Annotated in this window: 23 protein-coding genes and 1 tRNA gene; 14 read left to right on the forward strand and 10 right to left on the reverse strand. The window is 44.2% G+C overall.

What is annotated here, in order from left to right; genetic code table 11:
- Positions 1-23: 23 nt before the first annotated feature.
- Positions 24-971, reverse strand: a complete 948-nt coding sequence (locus ACXAGK_RS09005; RefSeq protein WP_474855766.1) for an AAA family ATPase — start codon at positions 969-971, stop codon at positions 24-26.
- A gap of 233 nt (positions 972-1204) precedes the next feature.
- Here ACXAGK_RS09005 and seqA point away from each other — a divergent pair, with 233 nt between their 5' ends.
- From seqA to ACXAGK_RS09045, 8 genes are all read left to right on the forward strand, one after another.
- The gene (gene seqA, locus ACXAGK_RS09010; RefSeq protein WP_474855768.1) at positions 1205-2014 is read left to right on the forward strand and encodes a replication initiation negative regulator SeqA; all 810 of its coding nucleotides are present in this window, start codon (positions 1205-1207) and stop codon (positions 2012-2014) included.
- Positions 2015-2060: 46 nt separating this feature from the next.
- Positions 2061-3713, forward strand: a complete 1653-nt coding sequence (pgm, locus tag ACXAGK_RS09015) for a phosphoglucomutase (alpha-D-glucose-1,6-bisphosphate-dependent) (RefSeq protein WP_474855770.1) — start codon at positions 2061-2063, stop codon at positions 3711-3713.
- A 218-nt stretch (positions 3714-3931) separates the two neighbouring features.
- A complete protein-coding gene (locus ACXAGK_RS09020; RefSeq protein WP_474807587.1) occupies positions 3932-6409 on the forward strand; it encodes a glycogen/starch/alpha-glucan phosphorylase in 2478 nt (825 codons plus the stop codon).
- Between the two features lie 316 nt (positions 6410-6725).
- Entirely contained in the window at positions 6726-8030 is a 1305-nt protein-coding gene (locus ACXAGK_RS09025; RefSeq protein ID WP_474807585.1) for a putative bifunctional diguanylate cyclase/phosphodiesterase, read from the forward strand.
- Positions 8031-8316: 286 nt separating this feature from the next.
- Positions 8317-9348 carry a succinylglutamate desuccinylase gene (astE, locus tag ACXAGK_RS09030; RefSeq protein ID WP_474855772.1) on the forward strand — a complete coding sequence of 344 codons (1032 nt, stop codon included), beginning with the start codon at positions 8317-8319 and terminating at the stop codon, positions 9346-9348.
- On the forward strand, positions 9341-9751 hold the full coding sequence (locus tag ACXAGK_RS09035; RefSeq protein ID WP_474807581.1) for an HIT domain-containing protein: 411 nt from the start codon (positions 9341-9343) through the stop codon (positions 9749-9751). Before astE ends, ACXAGK_RS09035 begins: the two co-directional genes overlap by 8 nt.
- A gap of 54 nt (positions 9752-9805) precedes the next feature.
- Complete coding sequence (locus ACXAGK_RS09040; RefSeq protein ID WP_025254804.1) at positions 9806-10132, forward strand: heavy metal-binding domain-containing protein; 327 nt, start codon at positions 9806-9808, stop codon at positions 10130-10132.
- Between the two features lie 138 nt (positions 10133-10270).
- Positions 10271-12679 (forward strand): alpha/beta hydrolase family protein, encoded by a 2409-nt coding sequence (locus tag ACXAGK_RS09045; protein ID WP_474855775.1) that lies wholly within the window; start codon positions 10271-10273, stop codon positions 12677-12679.
- Between the two features lie 133 nt (positions 12680-12812).
- On the opposite strand, the gene ACXAGK_RS09050 is transcribed toward ACXAGK_RS09045, so the two are convergent.
- The 5 genes from ACXAGK_RS09050 to ACXAGK_RS09070 form a co-directional block, all read right to left on the reverse strand.
- Positions 12813-14126 carry a dicarboxylate/amino acid:cation symporter gene (locus ACXAGK_RS09050; protein WP_474855777.1) on the reverse strand — a complete coding sequence of 438 codons (1314 nt, stop codon included), beginning with the start codon at positions 14124-14126 and terminating at the stop codon, positions 12813-12815.
- A gap of 176 nt (positions 14127-14302) precedes the next feature.
- Entirely contained in the window at positions 14303-14572 is a 270-nt protein-coding gene (locus ACXAGK_RS09055; RefSeq protein ID WP_474855779.1) for a DUF2897 family protein, read from the reverse strand.
- A 14-nt stretch (positions 14573-14586) separates the two neighbouring features.
- On the reverse strand, positions 14587-15267 hold the full coding sequence (locus ACXAGK_RS09060; RefSeq protein WP_474855781.1) for a M15 family metallopeptidase: 681 nt from the start codon (positions 15265-15267) through the stop codon (positions 14587-14589).
- A gap of 14 nt (positions 15268-15281) precedes the next feature.
- On the reverse strand, positions 15282-16418 hold the full coding sequence (gene dapE, locus ACXAGK_RS09065; RefSeq protein ID WP_474855783.1) for a succinyl-diaminopimelate desuccinylase: 1137 nt from the start codon (positions 16416-16418) through the stop codon (positions 15282-15284).
- Complete coding sequence (locus ACXAGK_RS09070; protein ID WP_474855785.1) at positions 16412-16759, reverse strand: ArsC family reductase; 348 nt, start codon at positions 16757-16759, stop codon at positions 16412-16414. Before ACXAGK_RS09070 ends, dapE begins: the two co-directional genes overlap by 7 nt.
- Between ACXAGK_RS09070 and ACXAGK_RS09075 the strand changes: the two genes are divergently transcribed.
- Positions 16758-16934 carry a hypothetical protein gene (locus ACXAGK_RS09075; protein ID WP_474855787.1) on the forward strand — a complete coding sequence of 59 codons (177 nt, stop codon included), beginning with the start codon at positions 16758-16760 and terminating at the stop codon, positions 16932-16934. The two genes, ACXAGK_RS09070 and ACXAGK_RS09075, sit on opposite strands and share 2 nt — an antisense overlap.
- Positions 16935-17000: 66 nt before the next feature.
- Here ACXAGK_RS09075 and ACXAGK_RS09080 read toward each other — a convergent pair whose 3' ends face one another.
- On the reverse strand, positions 17001-17501 hold the full coding sequence (locus tag ACXAGK_RS09080) for a PTS sugar transporter subunit IIA (protein WP_474855789.1): 501 nt from the start codon (positions 17499-17501) through the stop codon (positions 17001-17003).
- Between the two features lie 4 nt (positions 17502-17505).
- A complete protein-coding gene (locus ACXAGK_RS09085) occupies positions 17506-17895 on the reverse strand; it encodes an ACT domain-containing protein (RefSeq protein ID WP_474807565.1) in 390 nt (129 codons plus the stop codon).
- Between the two features lie 622 nt (positions 17896-18517).
- Between ACXAGK_RS09085 and ACXAGK_RS09090 the strand changes: the two genes are divergently transcribed.
- Positions 18518-18883, forward strand: coding sequence for a VOC family protein (locus ACXAGK_RS09090; RefSeq protein ID WP_474807563.1), 366 nt, complete (start codon positions 18518-18520; stop codon positions 18881-18883).
- A 195-nt stretch (positions 18884-19078) separates the two neighbouring features.
- Here ACXAGK_RS09090 and hppD read toward each other — a convergent pair whose 3' ends face one another.
- Positions 19079-20152, reverse strand: a complete 1074-nt coding sequence (gene hppD, locus ACXAGK_RS09095) for a 4-hydroxyphenylpyruvate dioxygenase (protein ID WP_474807561.1) — start codon at positions 20150-20152, stop codon at positions 19079-19081.
- 299 nt (positions 20153-20451) lie between these two features.
- The gene (gene hmgA / locus ACXAGK_RS09100; protein WP_474855792.1) at positions 20452-21747 is read right to left on the reverse strand and encodes a homogentisate 1,2-dioxygenase; all 1296 of its coding nucleotides are present in this window, start codon (positions 21745-21747) and stop codon (positions 20452-20454) included.
- Between the two features lie 220 nt (positions 21748-21967).
- Between hmgA and ACXAGK_RS09105 the strand changes: the two genes are divergently transcribed.
- The 4 genes from ACXAGK_RS09105 to ACXAGK_RS09120 all read left to right on the forward strand — a co-directional run bounded on the left by ACXAGK_RS09105 (position 21968) and on the right by ACXAGK_RS09120 (position 25875).
- The gene (locus ACXAGK_RS09105; protein WP_474855794.1) at positions 21968-22396 is read left to right on the forward strand and encodes a MarR family winged helix-turn-helix transcriptional regulator; all 429 of its coding nucleotides are present in this window, start codon (positions 21968-21970) and stop codon (positions 22394-22396) included.
- Positions 22397-22629: 233 nt separating this feature from the next.
- Positions 22630-23703 (forward strand): patatin-like phospholipase family protein, encoded by a 1074-nt coding sequence (locus ACXAGK_RS09110; protein ID WP_474855797.1) that lies wholly within the window; start codon positions 22630-22632, stop codon positions 23701-23703.
- A gap of 158 nt (positions 23704-23861) precedes the next feature.
- Positions 23862-23938: transfer RNA gene (locus ACXAGK_RS09115), tRNA-Val, on the forward strand.
- A gap of 209 nt (positions 23939-24147) precedes the next feature.
- A complete protein-coding gene (locus tag ACXAGK_RS09120) occupies positions 24148-25875 on the forward strand; it encodes a sensor domain-containing protein (protein ID WP_474855799.1) in 1728 nt (575 codons plus the stop codon).
- Positions 25876-25888 lie beyond the last annotated feature (13 nt).

Here is a 25888-nt window from a genome sequence, read left to right on the forward strand (position 1 = left end):
AATACTCCAACAATCCATAAATACTACGCTGCTAATGGGTCGATACTATTAAGTAATTTTTGGCTCAATTTCTCTCCGTCAAAAGTTTGGTTATGTTGCCCCTGCACACCATGGTGGGAAGATAAACTTAATCGGTGTGCGGTAATTGCCACAAATACAGCCTGAACATCGTCGGGCGTCACATAATCTCTACCACACACATATGCCCATGCCTTAGCACCTTGAAGTATTGCTCGGCTGGCTCTCGGGGAAAGCGGGTTAGGGTAGTCGCCGCTCTCTCTGCTTTCACTTACCAGTCGCAAAATATAGTTAAGAATGGCATCGCTCGTATGAATAGTAGACACTTCACTTTGCATCTGGTGTAAGTTTGCTTCACTTAGAATTTGCCTGAGAGGCGCTGAAGCGTCTTGCTGCATAAGCATAGCTTTTTCGGCTTTCCAAGCAGGATAGCCCAGTGAAATACGCATAAAGAAGCGGTCTAGCTGCGACTCTGGTAAAGGGTAAGTGCCAGATTGATAGCTAGGGTTTTGTGTTGCAATTACAAAAAAAGGCGACGGAAGTGCATGAGTTACACCATCAATACTCACTTGGCGCTCTTCCATTGCCTCTAATAGGGCACTTTGAGTTTTAGGGCTTGCTCTGTTTAATTCGTCGGCTAGAACCACTTGGCTGAAAATAGGGCCATGTTTAAAAGAGAAGCGTTTTTGCTCATCGCTTTCGTGACTGTGAAAAATGTTTACGCCCAACATGTCGGAAGGGAGTAAGTCTGACGTAAACTGAATACGCGCATATTGAAGACCAAAAACTTGAGAGAGGGCATGTGAAAGGGTGGTTTTCCCCATTCCAGGTAAGTCTTCAATTAACAAGTGACCATTGGCCAGTAAACACGTAATGGCGAGTTTCAGCTGATGCTCTTTGCCAATAATCTTTTGACTAAGAGCTTGCTGAATACGAATAATATCTTGGCGCATAGTTTTGTCACTTTTATTTAAAAATACTCTGTCATTCTATAAATGATAGTTTTAATCATAGTAGCAACGATAGGGTATCGCTTTCTATTCTAATACCTTTGTAAATTTATACGTTGGTATGCAATAGGTCTGTTCAACGTTTAATATTCACGATTCCTCAAAACATCTGCTATTAAGTGCTGCGTAGTTTAACTGTGTTGTCTATAATGGTGCCTCTTAAAAAGGAAGTAGTTATGAAAAGCATTGAAATAGATGACGATTTATATGCCTTCATCGCCAGCCAGACTAAGCATATTGGTGAGAGTGCATCGCAAATTTTAAGACGTTTACTTTTACCTGAAGACGGAGCTGTATCGCAGGGCACAGAGCCTAGTGCAGCATCATCGACGCCTGCAAAAACAAGCGAAACAAAAAGTGCAGACGTTACAGAGTCGACAAGTAAGCCAAGCACGGCGGCAGAAGTAGAAGTGGAGCCTAAAGCGCCATTAGCTAAAACTGCTACAAAAGCGTCTAACGCTTCGGTAAAGTCAACGGCGAATAAAGCCTCGGTAGGTAGAACTGCGGCAAAGAAAGCGCCAGCAAAGGCCACGCCGGCAAAAACTGCTGCAGCGAAAACATCCGCAGGCACCAGAGCGGCGAAAAAGCCATCGGCACCTACTGAAACACCGCTTTCAAACGAAGCCCACACCAAACGAGATATTTTGGATGCCGTTTCAAAAGATGCATTAAGCACCTTTACTAAACGGGTTGATCAGTTCTTGTTTGTTTTGAGTGCAGCGCACAAGCTTAATGCAGAAAATTTTGCGAGTGTTGAAAGTATCAAGGGGAAAAACCGTACTTACTTTGCGACAAGTAAGGAAGCGTTACTTGAAAACGGCAGCAGCACTAATCCGAAAGCTATACCAGATAGCCCGTTCTGGGTGGTGACAAATAACAACACTGCCAAGAAAACAAACATGCTGGAACAAGTTTTGCGTAACCTAGGTTATCAACCAGATGTAATTGAAACCGTTGTTGCGCGTTTCTCTTCAGAAGGTAAATAGCAAGCCAAGTAACAAACAACGAAACTTCTAAATAAGGACTTTTTTCATGGCATTACATCCGCAGGCTGGAGAGCATGCAGCAAAGGAGCAACTCATTAACGTACCCCAGTTAGTGAGCCAGTATTACAGCTACAAACCGGATATGAATGACCCGGGACAGGCAGTGTCTTTTGGTACTTCTGGCCACCGGGGCACGGCGTCGAACGCTACCTTTACTGACACTCACATCAGTGCAATTTGCCAAGCTTTGGTAGAATACCGCAAGCAGGAAGGTATCGACGGCCCGCTATACGTTGGTAAAGATACCCACGCGTTATCTGAACCGGCCATGATCACCGCCATAGAAGTTTTATGTGCCAACGGCGTAGATGTTATAGTGCAACGTGCAGATAACGAGAGCATGGGCTATACGCCAACGCCTGTTATTTCTCGCACTATTATTCGTTATAATCGCGCTGGTAATACAGACAAGGCGGACGGAATTGTTATTACGCCTTCTCATAATCCTCCTTCAGACGGCGGCTTTAAATACAATCCCCCACACGGTGGCCCAGCCGATAGTGATGTAACCAAGCAAATTCAAGATCGCGCAAATACGTTAATTGCTGATGGCAACAAAGGTGTTCAGCGTATTGATATTCGCCAAGCTACCGATCGCAAACTGGTTCGTGAAGAAGACTTTATGGAGCCTTACATCGAGGACTTAGCCAAAGTCATCGACATGGAAGCGATTGCAAAAGCGAACTTAAAACTAGGCACAGACCCATTGGGTGGTGCCGGAGTAGGGTATTGGTCGCGTATTTCTGAAAAATACGGGTTAGACATCACAGTGGTCAATGATGCTGTCGACCCTCAGTTTGGTTTTATGCGTCGTGACAAAGACGGCAAGCTTCGCATGGATTGTTCATCTGCTTACGCCATGGCAGGGTTGATTGAGCTAAAAGACAACTTTGATTTAGCATGGGGTAACGACCCAGATTTTGACCGTCATGGTATTGTGTGCAAAAGCGCAGGGCTGATGAACCCTAACCATTATTTGGCTGTGGCGATTAATTACCTTTATACCCACCGTCCGGACTGGCCTAGTGATTTGAATATCGGTAAGACACTCGTATCTAGCAGCATGATTGACCGCGTAGCGAATAGTCTAGGTAAGCCGCTGGCTGAAATGCCTGTTGGCTTCAAATGGTTTGTAGACGGTCTATCTAACAGCACTATTGGTTTTGCGGGTGAAGAAAGTGCGGGTGGTATCTTTCTAGAGCGCAACGGGAGCACCTGGGCGACAGATAAAGATGGTTTCATCCTTTGTTTACTAGCAGCAGAAATTTTAGCCGTTACAGGTAAAGATCCGGGCGAGCATTACAAAGCGCTAACGGAAAAATTTGCAGCACCGGTGTACAGCCGTGTAGACGTAGCAGCAACACTTGAGCAAAAGCAGAAACTTTCAGCAATGGATGCATCGGTAGTTACTAGCGATACGTTAGCAGGAGAGTCTATAACTTCTGTGCAAACTCACGCTCCGGGTAATAACGCGGCTATTGGTGGTGTTAAAGTATCGACGGAAAATGGCTGGTTTGCAGCACGTCCTTCTGGTACTGAACAGATCTACAAAATCTATGCAGAGAGCTTTAACGGTGAAAGTCACTTACAGGAGCTAATTGCCGAAGCCGAAGCTTTAGTTGGCAAAATTATAAAGTAAGTACAAAAATAAACCGTTTTTAATCTTATTTTGTAAGTAAAATGTTAAAAATCGCATGAATGCATACGAATTCATGCGATTTTTTGTTATTTTAACAAAATAATTACAACATAATCGTTTAAGCGCTGCTATATTGCTGTCATATTCTGAAGTTATTCTGTAATTAAATTACGTTTTTGGTGTGTAAACACCGCTTCTACTTAAGAGTGAGACGCAAAATGAACGCAAAAGCGACCAAGACGCAACCCTCTCCAGTGATCGATAAGGCTGCATTCAAAGCAGCGGTTATCAAACACTTGCACTGCACGCTAGGCACCGACGAAAACAAAGCAAACAACCACGCTTGGTGGAAAGCAACCTGTGCGGCAATCCAAGAGCAAGTGCTTGAAGGATTGCGCAAGACGCAGAAGAGTCACTATTTGAACGACACCCGCGCCGTTCATTACTTCTCGGCCGAATTCCTTATGGGTCGTTTACTTTCAAACAACCTGCAAAACTTTGGCTTGTTTGACGTTGCTGGCGGCGCACTGAAAGAGCTAGGCGTTGAGATTTCAGATATTCTTGAAGAAGAGCCTGACATGGCGCTTGGTAACGGCGGCCTTGGCCGACTAGCAGCATGTTTTATTGACTCCCTTGCAACCATGGAATTACCTGCTATTGGGTATGGTATTCACTACGAACACGGTCTGTTCCGTCAGGAAATTAAGAGCGGTGCACAAATCGAGCGTCCAGATAGCTGGCGTGATTACGGTAACCCTTGGGAAATCTGCCGTCCAGAATCTATACAAGAAGTCTCGCTTTATGGTTACGTAGAAACAAAGTACGGCGAAAATGGTCGCGTGCTTAAAGAATGGCACCCAGGCTCCATTGTAAAAGGTGTTCCATGGGATATTCCCGTTGTAGGCTATGAAGGTAAAACCGTAAACGTACTGCGTTTGTGGCAGTCAGAAGCGTCTGACTACTTCAACTGGGACGTATTCAATGCGGGTGGCTACGTTGATGCACAGCGTGAAAATGTGCAGGCAGAAACCATTTCAAAAGTACTTTATCCAAACGATGAAACCGAAGCGGGTAAAGAGCTACGCCTTATTCAGCAATATTTCTTCTGCTCGTGCTCGCTTAAAGACATTATCCGTCGTTACAAGCGCGCGCACGGTGACGATTGGAGCCGTTTCGCAGATCAAGTTGTTATTCAGCTAAACGACACTCACCCAGCTATTTCAATACCAGAGCTAATGCGTATTCTTGTGGACCGCGCAGAGTTAGGTTGGGACGAAGCTTGGGGTATCTGCACGAAAGTATTCGCCTACACTAACCATACGTTGCTGCCAGAGGCGCTAGAAAAGTGGCCTGCGCGCATGATTGAGAAAATTCTTCCTCGTCACTTGGAAATCATTTACGAAATCAACCACCGCTTTATGGCAGAGGTTGATAAGAAGTGGCCTGGCGACAATGCAATGAAAAGCAAGCTTTCAATCATTGAGGAAGGTAACGAGAAGATGGTGCGAATGGGTCATCTTTCAGTAATCGGCTCGTTTGCGGTCAACGGCGTAGCAGAAATGCACTCTCGTCTTGTTAAGTCATCGCTTTTCCCAGAGTTCGATGAACTGTATCCGGGTAAGCTTACTAACGTGACTAACGGTATTACGCCGCGTCGCTGGTTGAAAGCGTGTAACCCAGGACTGTCTAAACTTATTGATAAGAAAATTGGTGATGACTGGCCGCGCGACTTAGATAAGCTGCAGGGCTTAGCAAAATTCGCAAGCAACAAAACGTTCCAGAAGCAATTCATGAAAGTGAAGCTTGAGAACAAAGAGTTGTTAGCAGAAGAGATCCGCAAGTCACTGGATATAGAAGTAGACGTTAATGCTATTTTTGACGTGCAAATTAAGCGTTTGCACGAATATAAGCGTCAACATTTAGCACTATTAAATATTATGGCCTTGTACCGTCGTATTCTTGAGAATCCTGATTACGATATGCACCCACGTGTCTTTGTATTCGGTGCAAAAGCGGCACCGGGCTACAAGCTAGCAAAAGACATTATTTACGCGATTAATAAAGTTGCTGACAAGATCAATAACGACCCGCGCGTTAATAACAAGATTAAAGTGGCATTCTTACCAAACTATCGCGTGTCGCTAGCAGAGAAAATGATCCCTGCAGCAGACGTGTCTGAACAAATCAGTACAGCAGGTAAAGAGGCTTCGGGTACGGGTAATATGAAGCTTGCGCTAAACGGCGCGGTGACTATCGGTACCCTTGACGGAGCAAACGTTGAAATTGCTGAAGAAGTAGGCGACGACAACATCTTTATCTTTGGTCTTACGGTAGAAGAAGTTAACGAGCTTAAAGCTAGCGGCTACAACCCGCACGACTACTACTATAAAGATCCTGAAATTAAAGCTGTGCTGGATTGGTTAGAAACCGATTACTTCACTCCGGGTAAACCAGGTGCCCTGGTATCTATCAAGCAAAGCTTGCTAGATAACGGCGACCCCTACATGGTACTAGCGGATTTCCGCGCCTATTCTGACGCGCAAATTGCCGTTGATGCAGCGTATCGCGACAAAGAGCGCTGGGCGGAAATGGCGATTATCAACACAGCGAAGATGGGTAAGTTTACTTCAGATCGTTCAATTCGTGATTACGTTGAGCGCGTTTGGAAACTTTCACCGTGTAAGATTGAAAGCTAATCGCAGAAGCGTATAGAAATAACCCGGCAGTGGTAAACTTGCCGGGTTTTTTTATACCTCTTAAAAAACGTCTATATTGTTATAGCAGTGTTTCGTTTTACGGCACTGCCTTGTTTTAAAGGTTCGCGTGTTATTTTAATAACGATAGCTAATTAGCTATAGGTTAGACGAGGACCAGAATTATACTTTTGTTGTACAAAAGTATAAGAAGGTATGCAAAATCATACTCACGTGCCGTTGCGCCATTTGTATCGGCATGGTCTTATATAAGTAGTTGTTTTTAGTACCTAGAAGCGTAAAGCTCAAGGAAAACATCATGAGCCAACATACATCACTGGCAACCATTCCCAATCGCTATGCATTTATCGATAGCGTTTTAAAACAAGCTTCTCAAAGCACGTCTGTATCTTTGATGCTAGTTGATGTTGTGCGTTTCTCCGATGTAACAACGAGTCTAGGCATTCACGTCGGCGACCGCTTCTTGCTAGAAATTGCCAACCGTATTCAACGCCTTTTTGGTCAGCAAGTGCTTATTGGCCGAATTAGCGGCGATGTATTTGGAATCGTTTTTCCCAACGAAAATAGGGAAGCGGTGATGCGACAAATGTTCGAACGTCTTGTCGAGCATTTTAAAACGCCCATGCATTATGAAGGTACGGCATTTATCGCTGACTTTAATGTAGGCGTGGTATGTGGCGAAAACGACAAGTTTGATATTACCGCGTTTGTATCTCGGGCAGAATCAGCATTAAAGCAGGCCAAAGAGAATAAGTACGAAAACTACTTCGCACTGACCAAGTCAGATAAATCTGATACGGGCAGAAGTTTAGCGCTAAAAGCTGACCTAAAACGCGCACTGTCCCAGAATGAACTTGAGCTTTACTATCAACCCAAGGTAGACCTAAATACCCTTGAGGTAGTGGGGGCAGAGTGTCTATTGCGTTGGAATCATCCTCTTGATGGCGTTTTGTTTCCGGGACCCTTGATTGAGGCTGCAGAGTCATACAATATGATGAATGAGCTGGGTTACTGGACATTGGAGCAAGCATTTAGAGCACTCGCTGAACTGGATGGATTTAGGATGCCTATTTCACTGTCAGTAAACATTTCACCTACTCAGCTTTATGACAATCAGTTAATACCTACACTGAAAATGTTAAGCGACACCTATGGTTTACCGCTGTCTCTTATTGAATTAGAACTCACCGAAGACGTTGCGCTATCTAATTCACTGATGGTGAAAAAACAGTTAGATGAATTAAGAAACCTTGGTGTGGCTATATCAGTAGACGACTTCGGCAAGGGATATTCCAACCTTGCTTATATTCGCGACCTAGATATCGATGCCCTGAAAATAGATAAATCTTTCGTGATGGAATTAGAAGCACATCCGGTTAATAGGGCGATAATTGAGGCGGCGAAAGTAATAGGCCAAGCTAAGAATTGTTGTGTGGTTGCTGAGGGCATTGAAACCGTAGAGCAGCTTCACATTCTTCGAGAGGTCGGGGTCTCTCAAGGTCAGGGGTATTTATTCTCGCGTGCTATACCTTTTACTGAATTCGTGCAACTTATTCAGCAAGAAATCATTGTCGGTAGTTCGCCAAGAAGGGCCCAAGCCTAGCCACTACCACCGCTAGCCAATCGTAATTAACCTCAGTAGCTTTGTACTTTATTGCGTCTTTGTTTCTAGTTTTTTATTTTGGGGCGCCTAATTAGGTTAAGTATTGCTACCCCCTTAGTACTAAAGAAACTGCGTAGTCTTGTAGAATATCGCGACTAGTGCAGAAAAGCGTTATTTATTAGTTACAGCCTAGCGCAATAAAACCTTGAGATAAGGTGATTTTGATAGACTGTCTCGGTACACTTAAGTTATTCGAGATTAGACAAAGTCAACAAAGCTCACACTTATGAAAGAACTTATCGAAAACGGCCAATTTTTAACACTTTCTCGCCGTCAACCCGAGTTATTCGAACGCGCTCATCAATTTACGCTAGCCAACGGCACTGACGTTAGTATCACTGCGCCTGGCATCATTAGTTTTTCCGTACAGCCTACCTCTACGCCAAGTAAACGCATTGTTTTGTCCTGTGGTGTTCACGGTAATGAAACTGCACCTATCGAAATTTGTGATGAATTAGTTAAAGACATCCTTACAGGGGCAATGACGTTAGCGCACGATGTACTATTCTTATTCGGTAATTTACCGGCCATGGATATTGCAGAGCGCTTTGTTGAAGAGAACATGAACCGATTGTTTAGCGGGGCGCACTCAACTGGCGAGGGTTTAGTGAACGCTGAACGTGTACGTGCTAAGCAGCTAGAAGAGGCGGTGGCGTCTTTCTTTGAAGCAGCTGAAGGCACCCGTTATCACTACGACCTGCACACGGCAATTCGCGCCTCTAAAAATGAAAAGTTTGCGGTATATCCTTATCTTCACGACAGAGTTCATAGCAAAGGGCAACTAGCGTTCCTTGCGGCGTGTGGGGTAAAAACCATTCTACTTTCTGAAAGTTCAACCACCACGTTTAGCTATTTCTCTTCTTATCAATATAACGCTCATGCGTTTACCGTTGAACTTGGAAAAGTACGCCCGTTTGGGCAGAACGATATGAGCCGATTTGCGGATGCTAAAACCGCACTTACGCAGCTTATAACTGAACAAGACTTTGCTCCTTCGGTAAATATGGACGACCTTGATATCTACCGCGTGAACCAAGTAATAAACCGCCAGGAAGAAGCGTTTACACTTCATTTCGATGACGATACCCCAAATTTCACTGACTACCCTAAAGGCACCGTATTGGCGTCTGAACCAAACAAAGAATACGTAGCTGAGCAAGACGGTGAAGCCATTGTATTTCCTAATGCAAAGGTTGCCATTGGGCAACGTGCCTTATTAACCGTAGTGCCTACCACGCTGGATAAACTAGATGTTTAAACTCGATAGCCGTTTACACAATGATACATTTTTTGTCTGTGATCTTTCGCTGTGTCGTGTACTGTTAATGAACGACAGTCAATTTCCGTGGCTGATACTGGTGCCGATGAAAAATGATATCGCGGAAATTATCGACTTATCAGAAGATGAGCAGGTGGTCTTGCTAAGAGAATCTGCGCTGGCTTCAAAAGCGATGCAGGCCATATTTTCACCGTTAAAACTAAATGTAGCCGCATTAGGTAACGTGGTAAGACAGCTTCATGTACACCACGTCGCGCGTTTTGAAAACGACTGTGCTTGGCCAAAACCTGTATGGGGTAATCAGCCTACAGTGGCCTATGACACCAGTGAAGCGCAAGCACTTGTTGAGACCATCAAGCAATGGTTTAAAGACAACGGTTAGGCGGGTATGCCTAAATAGCGGTAAATTAACAGTTCACATTAAAAGGAGTTACGCATGATTGTTTCAACTACCCCAACCTTGGAAGGTCACAAAATTGAAGCCTATTACGGTATTGTCGTGGGCGAGGCCGTAATGGGCGCAAATGTGTTCAAAGATCTCTTCGCGTCTATTCGCGATATCGTGGGCGGTCGTTCGGGGTCTTATGAAGAAGAGCTTACCACTGCGCGAAAACTCGCGTTTACCGAACTAGAACACGAAGCAAGAAGTATGGGCGCAAACGCTGTGGTTGGTATAGACCTAGACTATCAAGTCATTGGTGATAAAGGCAGCATGCTAATGGTGAGCATTAGCGGTACTGCAGTTAAAACGACGCCAGTATAACTACAAAAAGTGTATAGTTTTTAAAGTATGCGCTTATTAATCAATTGAAGCGAGGCTTAAGTCAGTTGTTTATCAACGGTGGCAATGTCTCGCTTTTTTTGTTTTTTACCCTCAAGAAAACCTAATTAAGGAAATAGAATGCTAAGAAAATGGATGTTTGTCCTATTTGCCGCATGCTCCTGCCATCTATTTGCACAGGATGGCCTTCAGTATCAAAAACCGTCTAAAGAAATTCTAGATTTAGTGGATGTTACGCTTGCACCAGCGACTCTCGTAGACGATGCACAGAAGAATATGGTGCTGTTGTTTCGCGATAACTATAAGTCGATAGAAGACTTATCTAAAGAAGAGCTTCGCTTAGCAGGCCTTAGAATTGACCCTGCCACCAACATTGGAAGTCGCGTCACTTACTATAATAAATTAGAGGTTCAGCGAGTCGGCAGCAAGGACAGCGTTACGGTCGAAGGCATGCCTGAAACTCCGCGTCTAACTAACTTTTCTTGGTCACCGAATCAGCGCTATATGGCGTTCACTCACACCACAAGTAAAGGTGTTGAGCTATGGGTGCTTGATATCAAAGCGGCTGCAGCGAGAAAGCTGTTTGATAAACCTATAAATGCGAACATGGGGGATACCTTAAATTGGAATGCAGATAGCCTTTCACTTTTGGTAAAAGTAGTACCCACAGATAGAAAAGATTTAATCGACACCAGCGTAGCAGTGCCGATTGGCCCAACGATCTCAGTGAGCGACGGTAAAAAAGCACAAAACCGCACATATCAAGACTTGCTGAAAAACAAGAACGACGAGTTCAATTTTGAGCAATTAGCCCGTTCTGAAGTTTATAAAGTGCCATTAAAAGGGAAGCCTTCGCCGTGGTTAGCGTCAGGAATGTATGGCGATATTAGCGTTTCTCCGGCCGGCGACTACGTGATGGTGCAGGAGTACAACACGCCGTTTTCTTATTTAGTGACCTACCGCCGTTTTCCCCACACTATCAGCTTGTATAATAAAAATGGAACGCTGGCTAAAACACTTGTCGACGTTCCGCTCATTGAAGACTTACCACAAGGTTTCATGGCTGTTCGGACCGGGCCTCGCGACGTACAGTGGCGCAACGATAAACCGAATACAATCGTATATGCTGAAGCGCTAGACGGAGGAGACCCTGACACAGAAGTTACGCACCGTGACAAGCTAATGCAGCTTGAAGCGCCATTTAGTGGCGATGCCGAGAAAATCCTTAAAACAGAGGACAGGTTTTATCGCTTTATTTGGAGCGACGACAGCACTGCGGTAGCCATGGATTATTGGTGGAATACCCGCAATCTTAAAACTTATCTGTTTAGCCCTGATCAAAGTAAACCTGCGAAGATTATTTCAAACCGAAGCTATCAAGATAAATACAGCGACCCAGGCAGCTTTGTTACCCGCAAAAATGAGTACTTCAAAGATGTGCTTGCGCTAGAAGGAGAGAATGCGTTTTTGCTTGGAGATGGTTTTACGCCTGAAGGGCAATTCCCGTTCTTAGATAAATTAAATCTTAACACCCTTGAAACATCGCGGGTGTATTCAAGTGAGTACACTGATAAATTTGAAGACTTGCGCGATTTCAATATGAAAAATGACCGCTTGTTGGTAAGAATTGAGTCTAAGCGAGATTACCCGAACTACTATTTCCGTAGCTTAAAAGATAACACGCTGACTCAGTTAACCCACTTTGAAAACCCTTTCGAAAGCATTCAAAACGTTAAGAAAGAGGTGATTACGTACAAGCGTAACGACGGTTTAGATTTAACAGGTACCTTATATTTGCCAACAGATTACGAAGAAGGCAAACGCTACCCCATGATCCTATGGGCCTACCCAGAGGAATTTAAGGATAAATCTAGCGCAGGTCAAAATACACAAAACCCTAATCGTTTTATTTATCCATGGTACGGCTCGCCTATCTATTGGGTAACCAAAGGCTATGTGGTGCTAGACGATGCTTCTTTCCCAATTGTAGGGGAGGGAGACGAAGAGCCTAACGACACCTTTAGACCCCAGCTGGTTGCCAACGCAAAGGCAGCGATTGATGCGCTAGACGAAAAAGGGCTTATTGACCCTGAGCGTGTCGCGGTTGGCGGGCATAGCTATGGTGCCTTCATGGTAGCAAACCTGTTGTCCCATTCGGACTTATTTGCTGCCGGTATTGCCCGTTCTGGTGCCTACAATCGTACACTGACCCCATTTGGTTTTCAGTCGGAAGAGCGCCACTACTGGGATGCGCCAGACGTGTATTACACTATGTCGCCATTTATGCACGCTGAGAAAATGAAGACGCCACTTTTACTAATACATGGTGAAGCAGACAATAATTCGGGTACGTATCCTATGCAAAGTGAGCGTTATTTTAACGCTTTGAAAGGCTTAGGCGCAGTGACGCGATTAGTTATGCTGCCAAAAGAAAGTCATGGATACCGAGTGAAAGAAAGTGTGTTACACACCCTTTGGGAACAAGACCAGTGGCTTGAAAAGTATGTGAAAAACAAAGGCGCTAAATAGTCACGGTAACATTATCTATTAATTCATAGCGTAACTAAAAAAAGGTGGTCACCTATTAAGTGACCACCTTTTTTTTTGCTATAAAACTCATTTCCAACTTGGTAGTTTCACTACCAATTGAGTGCACATGTATCTAGCTTTTATCTGTGCCCATCTTCTCTTTGAAAGTTGCATCGCCAGCATTATCATTAATGTCAGCTTTATCAATAGCACTATCGTCAACGTTAGTTTTATCAATAGCAATTTCATCAATAATTACGGCACAAGCCGCGTCACCGGTAATGTTTAGCGCGGTACGGATCATGTCGAAAATTCTGTCGAGGGCAAACAACAAGGGTAAGCCCTCAATAGGAATGCCTGCAGCAAGTAACACGGCAACGACCAAGAATGACGGGCCAGGTACCCCTGCTTGACCAACGGCGCCAAGAGTAGAAGTCAGGATAATGGCAACATAGGCGCCCATGGATAAATCGATATTGAAAAGCTGTGCAAAAAACACTGCCACTAAGCCGTAATAAATAGCGTTTCCGCTCATATTAATGGTGGCACCTAAAGGCAGTACAAACGACGCCGTTGCATTTCTTACACCTAGCTCGTTTTCAACAGTATTCATAGTAACTGGTAGCGTTGCCATAGATGAAGCAGTTGATAGCGCCACTGCTTGCGGCTTTTTCATCGCAACAAGAAAAGACTTAGCCGATATTTTTGTAAATAGTTGAACCAGTAGGGGGTAGACCACAAAACCAAACACTAAAATAGCAGCAGTAAACACTAAGAAAAGTTTGAACACCACCATAAGCGCGGCAAAACCGAATGTGCCTACAGCCTCTGCCATTAAGCCGAAAACGCCGATAGGGGCAATTTTCATTACGCAGTTAATCATCCACACCATGGCATCAACAATGGTGTTTACTCCATTTAAAATAGGCTCACGGTTCTTTTTCGGCTGTTTGGAAAGGGCAAGACCGAAGAATAAGCAAAACACCAAAATTTGAAGAATGTTTGCGTTAGTTAATGATGCAAACACATTGGTCGGGATCATGCCTGTCACGGTTGCCCAAAAAGAGGGGAGTTCACCTTTAGATGCGTATTCGCCAGAGAACATGCCTTGTACAGATGATACATCAATACCGATACCTGGCTTAAACACTTCGCCCATTATTAGCGCAAGCCCTACAGCTAGAGCAGAGGTTAAACCAAAATAGGCTAGGGTAGATAGCCCCACTTTTCCCGCGTTGGTGCTGTTGCCAAGCCCGGCTGCACCTGAGATAAGCGCCACAGCAACCAGTGGAATAACCAACATTTTTATCAGGTTAATAAAAATAGCTCCCAAAGGCGCGAACATTTCGGCGCTTTCACCCATAAAGGCACCAACGGCAGTACCAATGATCATAGCAATGACAACTTGTACGCCGATATTGCTTAGTAAGGATTGTTTATTAGACACGTCTAGAACCTCGTAGAGTGTATTTATGTGATGGAAAGATAGTGAGCGGTCTGTGCTAGTAGCTAGCCTAAACGGCATACTTAGATGCACATGATGACTAAAAGCACTTAACTAAAAAAATTGAATTAGGTGCTCAATGCAAGCGCTACTATCGTTAATAGAGTTAAATGAAAAAGCTATTTCACGGGTTTCTTGTCGTTATTGCCACTTTCATTATTTGTTTGTGTCAACGAAGCATGGTCGCCCGCCGCTTCATTCTCGGCATGTGGGCGGTTAGCGTCTTTATTTGGATTGTCGTACTCGTCATCATATTCATCACCTTCATCATCAAAAGGCTTAGAGGGGGTAGGGAATTTAAACTTAGCGCTGTATTTAAGTAACGTAATATTTCCAATAACTACGCCTAATACCAAAACAATAACGATAATGACCCAGGTAGTACTCATAAAAATTCCGTAGGCTAGCGCCCTTTGTTCAAAACGTAGCGATTATACAAGTTAGGCAGCTGCGGCAAAATACACGATTTACCTTCTATACCGCTTTGTTCGATAGCTTGTGTGAAACCGTCTAGGTTCCTAGCACTTTCAAAGGTACTTGCAGTACTTTTAAAGCTTAAATGCCAAGGCTCAACGGCCACACCACCACTATTAACAGAGAAAGGACGGTAGAAACCGAACTGTTCCATATTATCAGCAAGCCAACAAGAAAGGTTGTGACAGGGGCCGCCACTAAGGTATTCGCTTTCTACAAGGTTAAAGTTGCCATCCCACTTGTGCACAGCAGATCTGTCATAGACGTCAATATCGGTACCCCAATGATGACGACTGCCGCCAGGTAGCGCAGACCAGGTCAAAATAGCATGGAGTTTTTCATCGTCACTTAGCGTTTCGAAAGGAAGTGCTGTGCCGTTAACATCAAGAAGCTGCGCCTGCCCCGTCCACTTGCGGTTAAAAATGGCAGCTTGCCTATCAAAATCGCGAAAGCTACTGACTAACTGTAAGTCTATACCGTCATTGTGCGCAGCATCTTGCATAGCAAGAAAGGGCGAAATAACGTCTTGATGAAGCCTATGGCCATTGCCAGCATCAACAAGGTAGTCGTTGTGCTGGCCTAGCCATGCTTGTTGCGGAATCTGATTCATGTAAGACAAAAAAGCTATTTAGCCAGCAAGCGTTCTAAGATACCGAAGTACATATCTGCAAGTTGCTCTAGGTCAGCCATTTTTACGCACTCGTCAACTTTGTGAATAGTGGCGTTAACCGGGCCTAGCTCAATAACTTGTGCCCCCGTAGGTGCAATAAAGCGTCCGTCAGATGTGCCGCCAGCAGTAGAGAGTACCGTAGGTGTACCTTTAACTGCAGCAATCGCACCTTGGGTTGCCTCTAATAGCGCGCCTGTATCGGTCAAAAATGGTTGTCCATTAAAGGTCCAGTTTATCTCGTACTCAAAATCGTGGGCGTCTAAAATAGCGGTGACACGTTCAATAAGAAGTTGGTCGGTTACTTCTGTCGAAAAACGGAAGTTGAAGCAAACGTGAAGTTCGCCTGGTATTACATTACCTGCACCTGTACCTGCGTGAATATTCGAAATCTGAAAGCTGGTGGGTGGGAAGAAGTCGTTACCGTTATCCCAGTGTGATTTTGCTAATTCATCAAGCGCTGCCATAGCGCTGTGTACAGGGTTGTTAGCTAGATGAGGGTAGGCAACATGACCTTGTACGCCCTTTACAACTAAATCACCCGTTAATGAGCCTCTACGACCATTTTTGACAATATCACCAACTTCGTCTGTTGAAGAAGGTTCACCTACAATACACCAGTCAATCTTTTCGTTTCGCGCTTCTAGGGTGTCGATAACGCGTGTAGTGCCGTTAATAAACGGGCCTTCTTCGTCGCTCGTTATAAGGTAAGCAATGCTACCCTTGTGATCTGGATACTTGTTCACAAATTCCCGGGTGGCGACAAGCATAGCGGCAAGGCTGCCTTTCATGTCGGCAGCGCCGCGGCCGTGCAAATAGCCATCAACTTCTGTCGCTGTAAATGGTGGTGTTTTCCATGCTGACTCCGGGCCGCTTGGTACCACATCGGTATGGCCTGCAAAACAAAATACAGGGCCTTCTTTTCCTCGGCGAGACCAAAGGTTAGTGGTGTCTTCAAACACCATAGTTTCATTGTCAAACCCCAAAGCGCCTAAAAACTCGCCCATGGCTTCTTGGCAGCCTGCATCATCGGGCGTTACAGAGCGGCGGTTTATGAGTTGCTTGGCAATTTCAATAACAGAGTCGTTTAACAAAATATTTCCTCATACTGTGCAGGCTTAAAACCAGTGTGAAAAGCATTGTTGTGATACAGAATAGGGCGTTTAACCATAGCGGGATGAAGCTCTAGCAAAGCGAGCGCTTTGTCTTTGTCTAAGTTTGCTTTTTCTTGCTCTTCTAGCTGGCGATAGGTTGTTCCACGTTTGTTTAACATGGTTTCCCAGCCAAGCTCAGACTCAGCGCGTACAAGGAAATCGTTGTCGATACCGTCTTTACGGTAGTCGTGAAAGGTGAACGGGATATCGTTATCTGCTAACCATTTCTTCGCTTTTTTGATGGTGTCACAGTTTGGGATCCCATAAAGGATTGTGCTCATGGTGATTTATTCCGTACTACTTTGTTGTTTATTTGAAGAAGACACAGTTGCCAGCGTGCCATTAAATCCAGTATTCATGCCGGTGCATAAGAAGAAAAATGCTAAGCGCGTTTTGGGCACCAACAGTATTTCAGCTGTCGACTTTTCTTGTTTGCTACATCATACAAGCAGTTGATACGTTGTTAAACTCACTCGCGATAGTTTTTGAAGGTGAAAACCTATGTTCTGGCAAAGGGTAAAGCTATAAGTAGAGAGTTAAAAGTGTATCTTCACCGGCTTCTACAAATTTTTGGTGAGTGGACAGCACACCGGTAAGCGCTTGGGCATTAAGCAAGGTCAGCGCACACGTGTTGCTTACACCACGCTGTTTCAGCCATGCGGCATTTACAGTAAAAAGTACCTGGTTGGGTTTAATTTGGTCGCCGCGCTTCAACGCGCAGACAAATTGTGCGCCATGCAGATGAGTTGTATCACCGCCGTATTTAATTTTGCATTTAAGACCAGCGGTAGACTGTATATCGATAGCATAGTCTAGCGGCGAAACGCTTAAAACTTTGCCAGCGAAAGGCGAAATCACGGAATTTGAATTAGAACTTATGGCGGCGCCTGGCCCCATAAGCCCATTTTTATAAAAAGGGTCGTCAATATCGCAAAGTGATACTACCTGCCCCGAAAATGGACTTAAGATGACGAATTGCTTGGTATAACTGTCTGGCGGGCACTGCAATTGCTTAGCGTTCACGGTTTTAAATGTCCTGACTTACTGTATAACCCGCGCCTTTGAGGGCGCTAATAGCATCTTTTAGTTTGTTATCTTTTACTAAAAAGAAATCAGTATCAAAGGTTGAGACAACGAAAATTGCCACCTTAGCCGATGCTAATACTTCGCCTATTTGTGCCATGATCCCTACCATAGACAAATGCAAAGGCCCTAGCAACTCGAGTGCACGCCAACCTTCGTCGCTATCAAGGGAGGGAACATTGATAGAGTCTGGCACAACGATAGACAATTCATCTTCTGTTTTACCCAGAAAAAAGAGCGGGCTATTGAGTACAGAGGCTGGGATATCACTTTCTGGATCCAGGCTATGAATTGTAAACAAAGATTCTCTAACTAGCAGTGTTTGTTTTGGCATGAAAAAATCGGAAAAAAGATAACTTCGAAGATATTCACATTAAACCACTAACTGTGATTAAGTGCTACGTGTTATCCACTTAATCTGTGGATAAGTTTGTTGAGTAGTTTGGGGTCTTATTGTAAGTTACTGATATTAAATAATTAAATAAACTGTGCAAACAATGCTCAGTGGATAACATTCTCTATTTTACAAGCATTTTCCACAGGTCATGTCTACAACTAAAATAAAAAATGTTTGGTCATTTTGCAATTTCTTAGCTTGACAAGCGTCACTTTTTTAAAAAATTTAAAACAGTAATAAGCGGCGACTTACCAGGGATCTACCGCTTAAAAACTTTTGTTTAAAACCGTGAGTAAGTTAAATCGATCTTTTATTTAACAAATAATTCGGAAAGTACTAAAGTCAGAAACAAGGTGGAGGGTTTTCTCCAAAGTACAAGAGCAAGATTTGGGTTAAGGCTTGAGGCAAAAGTAGGAACAAACGTCGGGTCAAAGCACAGCAAAAGCATAATTCAGTTATAACAAAACAGCTATAGCAAAACAGTTTTATTGCACGTTTAGCCTAAGCTTTTACGAAAGCGATTGACCTTATTCCTAACTCTAACAAAAGAGAAAAAACAATGTCAGATTCTTCATGGTGCGATATTACTGTAGAAAATGCAGATGAACTCGTCAGCTTTTATGAAGCAGTGATGGGGTGGAAGAAAGAACCCATTGATATGGGAGGCTACAACGATTACGTCATGTTGAAGCCTGACGGTACGCCAGTAGGCGGTATTTGTCATAAGCAAGGTGTTAATGCGCAGTACCCAGGCGGGTGGATTAACTATTTCACGGTGGAAAACCTCGAGTCAGCTTTAAATGCGGTTATTGAAAAGGGCGGAAAGCAGGTGGGTGACATACGCCACCATGGCAAAGACAGCTTTTGTGTAATTACTGACCCAAGTGGTGCAGCATGTGCGCTTTATGAAAAAGGACAAAGCTAAGCAGGGATTAAATAATCACTACGATTAGAAATAGCGCTCTAAAATCGAAAAATTAAAAAGCAGCGTGTAGAGCTACTCGCTGCTTTTTTCGACAGCCTACTAAGCGATTTAGCTCGCCTAGCGCGACGGGATTACTTGCTCAGCGTTACGCGCTCGCTTGCTAAATACGCCCGGGGTTACTTTTTTGTGTCGGGGCTACTTGTTCAGCACACCGCGGTTAACTTGATCCCGTTCAATAGATTCAAACAGAGCTTTGAAGTTACCCTCTCCAAAACCTTCATCCTGCTTGCGCTGAATAAATTCAAAGAATACCGGGCCAAATACGGTTTCAGAGAAAATCTGAAGTAACAAGCGAGGTTCTCCATTCTCGGTAGTACCATCAAGCAAAATACCGCGTTTTTGAAGCTCGTCAACGTTCTCACCATGACCAGGCAAGCGCTCTTCCAGCATTTCATAATAGGTATTGGGCGGAGGGGTCATAAACTTCATGCCTCTTGCTTTCAGCTTATCTAAGCACGCCACTAGGTCGTCACAAGCGAAAGCAATATGCTGAATACCTTCACCGTTATACTTCATTAAGAATTCTTCAATTTGGCCGCCACCGCCAACTGCTTCTTCGTTTAGCGGAATTCGAATTTTACCGTCTGGCGCTGTCATAGCTTTCGACAGTAGGCCGGTATATTCCCCTTTAATGTCGAAGTAGCGAATTTCTCTGAAATTAAATAGCTTTTCGTAAAATCCTGCCCAGAAATCCATGCGACCGCGATACACATTGTGGGTAAGGTGGTCGAGGGTATGGAATCCGCATCCTTCAGGGTGGCGATCTACCCCTTCAATCCAGTTGAAGTCGATATCATAGATAGTGTTCTCGCCTTCATAACGGTCAATAAGGTACAGCATGGCACCACCAATGCCTTTTATTGCAGGGAGTTTCAATTCCATTGGGCCCGTGTGTGTGTCCATAGGCTGTGCACCGCGAGTAAGTACTTCTTTATAAGCGTGCTGGGAATCTTTAACGCGAAAAGCCATGCCACACGCTGAAGGACCGTGCTCTTCAGCATAGTAGCCTGCATGACAGTCTTTTTCGTAGTTACTCAGTAGGTTGATGTCGCCCTGACGCCATAGCTCGACGTCTTTTGATTTGTGGCGTGCGACAAGGGTAAAGCCCATCGCTTCAAAGATAGGCTCTAGTATGCCTTTTTCTGGCGCAGTGAACTCTAGAAATTCAAACCCATCCAAACCAATTGGGTTTTCAAACAAATCAGCCATAGCAATACATCCTCAACGTAAATCATACTTTATAATTGTTGCTCGATTGTAAAGCTGCAGTGAAAAAGCAAGCAATAGGTAGCGTGTATGACCTTTTTGCGAATGGAAAGCGAGGCTGTAACGTTTAGTTTTCACCTGTGGCTGTAACCTTAGGTTAGAGTAAATAGACACGCTCTAACCTATTGAAATTATTATTTATATAACAAGTTTTACGGCCGATTCCTGTGTTCATAAATTGATACAGGTAGCAAAACAAGTAAACCTTTTAATACTTGTAAGCATCAGTGGGAGTCGCGCGTCTACTTCTGCCCATCATAATATTTCTTAAGACCTCTCCAACACGCCAAATAGTCCCGTTGGCGAATGTCATTATTTAAAGCAAATTCCGTCGGTGCAATGGCATAGCGAGACTCAAACATAAATGCCAATGTGTTTTCGTAGCGCTGGGGGGCTAAATCAGCGTTAGATGCTTTTTCAAAAACTTCCGCTTCAGGTCCATGAGGGGTCATGCAGTTGTGGAGACTCATACCCCCCGGCACGAAGCCGTGTTCTTTTGCATCGTACGTACCTTCAATAAGCCCCATAAATTCACTCATGATGTTTCTGTGGTAATACGGTGGGCGAAAGGTATTTTCTGCTACCATCCACCTTGGTGGAAAAATAACGAAGTCTACGTTCGCTGTACCCTCTAGCTCAGACGGTGAGGTAAGTACGGTGAAAATAGACGGATCAGGATGATCGAAACTCACGGTATTCATAACGTTGAAACGAGAAAGGTCGTATTTGTAAGGTGCAGAGTTACCTACCCAAGCCACCACATCAAAGGGCGAATGATCAAGTTTGGCTTCAAACAGATTACCGCAGAACTTGTTGACCATGGTATGAGGCGTATCGTTATCTTCAAACCAAGCCGTGGGGTAACAAAAGTCTCGTTGGTTAGCATAGCCATTTGCGCCAACCGGGCCGCGTTCAGGCAGTACAAAAGGGTGGCCGTAGTTTTCGCAAACATACCCGCGAATCGGGCCATTAGTAGGGTTAACAGCGAAACGAACACCACGAGGTATAACCGCAATTTCACCCACCGACAAATTGAGCTTGCCAAATTCGGTGGTAATTAACATGTTGCCAAGTTGAGGAACAATAAGCATTTCACCATCAGATGAATAGAAAACACGGTTTTGCATATTTGCGTTGGCGCTGTAGCAATGAATCCCCATACCTACCTGCGCGTTAGCGTCTCCGTTAATGGCAATGGTGATTAGCGAATCTACAAAATCAATGGCTTGTTCAGGGAGCGGTATTGGACTCCATCTCAATACATTAGGTGGGCAATGCACGTCAGTCTCTGGCGCAGTTCTTACCAGGCCATTATCAATTCTTACAAAGTCCCCCATTGCGATAGATGGGCGCAGACGATACGTCCAGCTGCGGCGATTCTCAGCCCTAGGAGCAGTAAATGCAGTACTGCTAAACTGTTCAGCATAAAGCTTATAGTTCACTTTCTGTGGGCTGAACTGGCCTTTAGGAAGTGCGCCTGGCAGCGCTTCAGTCTCGTGCTCATTGTTAAAGCCCGTTAAATAAGACAAGTTTTCCATATACCCTCCAATAGGCGGACTCAGTGTTGGATCCTGTTCCCGAATCAATAATAAAGTAGTTACAAATGAAACTATATGTTTTAGGCTAGAGGTAAATGAAATGTAAATCAATAATAGGCAGACAGTTGGCGGGTTAAGGGTAAAGCAGGTGTTGGTACGCTAGCTTTACACCTTTAGTAATAGGCGTTAACTGGCTTTCTTTTATAAAAGGAAATAGCACATGAAGCTAGAAGACATGCTGGCCTACAAGGTAGCCATGTTAGCCAGTGGTTTAAGTGAGTCGCTCGCAAAAGAATATGCTGACTTTAATCTCACTGTCCCAGAGTGGCGTATTCTAGCCACGTTAGGTGCTACCATCGATAGTGCGCAAGAGTCTTCGCTGACAGCAAAGGAACTCGCTATGGCAACGCGTCTTGACAAGGTTCAAGTTTCACGAGCGCTAGAGCGACTGGCGAAACGAGACGCTATCCATAAACGCTCCTGTGAAGATGACAAACGCGCCACCTTTATTTCACTGTCTATAATAGGTGTGCAAATTTACCAAACCTTGTTGCCGAGAATCATCCGCTGGCAAAATAGGCGATTAAAAAATATCACTGACGCTGAGTACCAAATATTTCTAAAAGTGATAGATGCGCTCAAGCCTTAAAATTCGGGTGAAATCCTTGATGGGTCTGGTCTGAGCAGACGTGTGTTACACGCCATAAAGATTACTTTTACCCCTTTAACTGTTAAATTCCTCCGAACTAATCAAATGGCGCAGCAGTGGCGTCTATTATTCATAGCTTTTTGCCCTATAAATATTCAGCAATCGCTATTAGTCAGCGCTTGTAGCAAAGCATTTATAAGAGCTTCATTAAGAAAACATAGCAAGGAAATTGAGTGGCCCCCCTAGATATATACGCAGGTAAAAAAGCACGTGAAACCATAATGAAAAACGGGTTTACGCCAGAGTTGTTCAGCTATTTTTTAGGGGCTTCTGGCGGCCCTAAATGGTTTTCACTTGCTGGCCTAGACCGCGTGCTATTTCCTGAATGGTTGGCCAATATTGATCATCAAATACATGTTATTGGCTCATCAGCAGGTGCGTTTCGTGCAATTTGTGCTGTCCAAGACGACCCGTTGGCTGCCATAAACCGTTTAGCGACTTCTTACTCGACGACAACGTACAGCGAAAAACCAACACCGAGAGAAATCACCGCTAAAGCCGAAGACTTGTTGAAAGAAATGGTAAACGACGCGGGCAAGCAAGAGGTGCTGTCTAATTCTCGCTTCAAAGCCCACCTTATTGTTGCTAAGTGTTTAGGGGCTACCCGTTTTGAAAGTAAATTCAGGCAGCTTTCGGGCTTAGCTATGAGCGCAGCGGCTAACACAGTTAATCGCAAAAATTTGTCGCGCTTATACACACGTTATGTCTTTTCTACCCCGAATACGGACTTTGCCATTAACGACCCTTACCAGCTTCCTACTAAGTACCATGATCTAACACAGGGGAATATACACTCTGCGTTACTTGCATCGGGTTCTATTCCCATTGTGATTGAAGGTGTACCGGAAATAGAAGGTGCACCTGTAGGTATGTATCGCGATGGCGGTATTATCGACTACCATTTCGATTTGTCATTTGGACCTGACGACGGATTAGTGCTGTACCCGCATTTTTACGATAAGCCTATCCCAGGATGGTTTGATAAGGGCTTAAAGGGCAGGGTGCCCCATAGTTCAAGCTACGATAATGTAGTGATGTTAGTTCCTTCAGCGTCTTTTGTAGCAAATTTGCCTTACAGCAAAATTCCAGACAGGAAAGACTTTGAAGTGCTCGATGCTGACACGCGCATTAAATACTGGCAAACGGTGCTCAAGGAAACCGACAGGTTGGGTGAATACTTTATGCGTGCTGTAAACGACGGGACCTTAGTTGACGCTATCAAGCCACTTCCTTTTAAAATGATATAAAGGAACTGCAATGCTTTAACTAAATGGCTAATTGCTGTCAAATTAGTCACTTGAACCTTCTTTTGATAAGTTTTTCTTGCAGGTGGCGCCTATGCTCAGTATTATACGCGCCGTTGTCTGGCAATCGCCCACCTCACAGGTGCAACAAATTTCTAAATGCGTCTATAGCTCAGTTGGTTAGAGCGCTACCTTGACATGGTAGAGGTCCCCTGTTCGAATCAGGGTAGACGCACCATCTATTTTTCATCAAAAAATTTTCTACCTTTGTCGAATCCTATTTGTGCTATTCGCGCGCTATGGTGTATAAGCAGTCACTGTATTTACTCATCCGTGTTGGGTATTGGATCTTATAAGACCATCTAATTATTGGTTTTATACTACACTGAAATAGTGGTGATAATTTTTTCGAACGCTGAGTACTTAAACAGTAGTTACGGGAGTACGATGAGCTTGCAGAGATACGAAGGGCCTTTGTTGTTTGGACAACATGGTGCTGCCGAGAGGCGGTTCCTAGAGCTTATTAGTGCCTTACCAAAGGTATCTGTGCAAGGGTACGACAAGCACAGAAATGTCATTTACTGGAATAAATCAAGTGAAGATATTTATGGCTACAGCGAAACCGAAGCGCTGGGTAAAAAGCTTGAAGACCTCATTATTCCAAACTTTATGCGAGATGACGTTATCAGACTTCATCAGCGCTGGATAGAGTTCGATGAGCCTATCCCTTCCGATGAATTGGTGTTAAAGAAAAAGGGCGGTCAACCCGTCCACGTTTTTTCTTCTCACGTAATGTTAAAGCAAGGCACTGATTCGCCAGAGATGTATTGTGTTGATATTGACTTAACCGAACAGCATGAGATACGTCAAGAGTTGGAGCTAATGGCGTCAACTGACTTACTCACTAACTTGCCCAACAGGCGCGCGCTAGAGCTGTGTTTAACCTCTGTTATTGAAGATGCAAAGTCGTCTAAGACAGGTTTTGCGTTGTTCTTTATCGACTTAGATATGTTTAAAGAGGTTAACGATACCCTAGGGCATACTTGGGGTGATGAACTTCTAAAATCAGTTGCCAAGCGCTTGTCAGGCTGCATTGACAGCACTAGCGGAGTACTAGCCCGATTTGGTGGCGATGAGTTTGTTTACTTGGCTAACGATGTAAGCTGCGAAATTAAGTGTGAGGAAATCGCTAAAACCCTGTCCGACTGTTTTCGTGAGAGCTTTGCGCTAAGTACTGAAAATGTCCATATTACCTCTAGCATTGGCATCAGTTTGTATCCTCGTGATGGCGATGTGATTGACGACCTTCTTAAGCATGCTGATGCAGCTATGTACCAGGCGAAGGCTGAGGGCCGCAACAGATATCACTTTTTCACCAACGCTTTAAGTCTGCGGCTTCGCGAGCAGAGAAACATAGCCGCTAATTTAAGAAAATCGCTGAGCAATGATGAATTCGAACTTGTATTTCAACCCCAAGTCGATGTTAAAACCGGTAAGTTTTCTTCATGTGAAGCGCTTCTTAGATGGTGTCCCGTAGATAAAACTAAAGCCGTACCTCCTGATGTCTTTATACCTATCGCTGAGCGCGGTGAGCTTATAGGCGATATAGGAAACTGGGTGCTTAGAAAAGCGTGCCAACAGGCGCAAGAATGGAAGCAAAAAGGTATTGAAATTCGTATCGATATTAACGTTTCAGGTAAAGAGCTAGAGAAAAGCTCTTACTTTAAATGCCTTACTGCTTATCGCGACGAATACAGCTTGCTGCCTAAAGATATTGGGTTAGAGCTTACTGAAAACGTGCTAATAAAATCAGACAGTACTATTTTAGAAAACCTTCGAGCACAGAGGGCATTAGGCGTGGAAATCTCAATTGACGATTTTGGCACTGGCTATTCTTCGCTAAGTTATTTGAAGCACTTTCCGGTAACGCATCTAAAAATCGACCGCTCTTTTCTAGGGGGCGCACCGGAAAATGAGTACGATAGTGCATTAATGGAAGCCATAGTTAACGTGGGCCATAAGCTAAACTTGAAGATTGTGGTGGAAGGGGTGGAAACAGAAAGCCAATCTGACTATTGTAAATCCCTAAATGTAGAATTTGTACAAGGCTATCTGTATTCAAGGCCAATAAGCGCTGACGCCATAGAGAGCTTATATAAGGAGCAAAGTCGTTAGGTTTAAAAAGTCG

It is taken from the genome of Alteromonas sp. ABM1_013, from assembly GCF_056160505.1.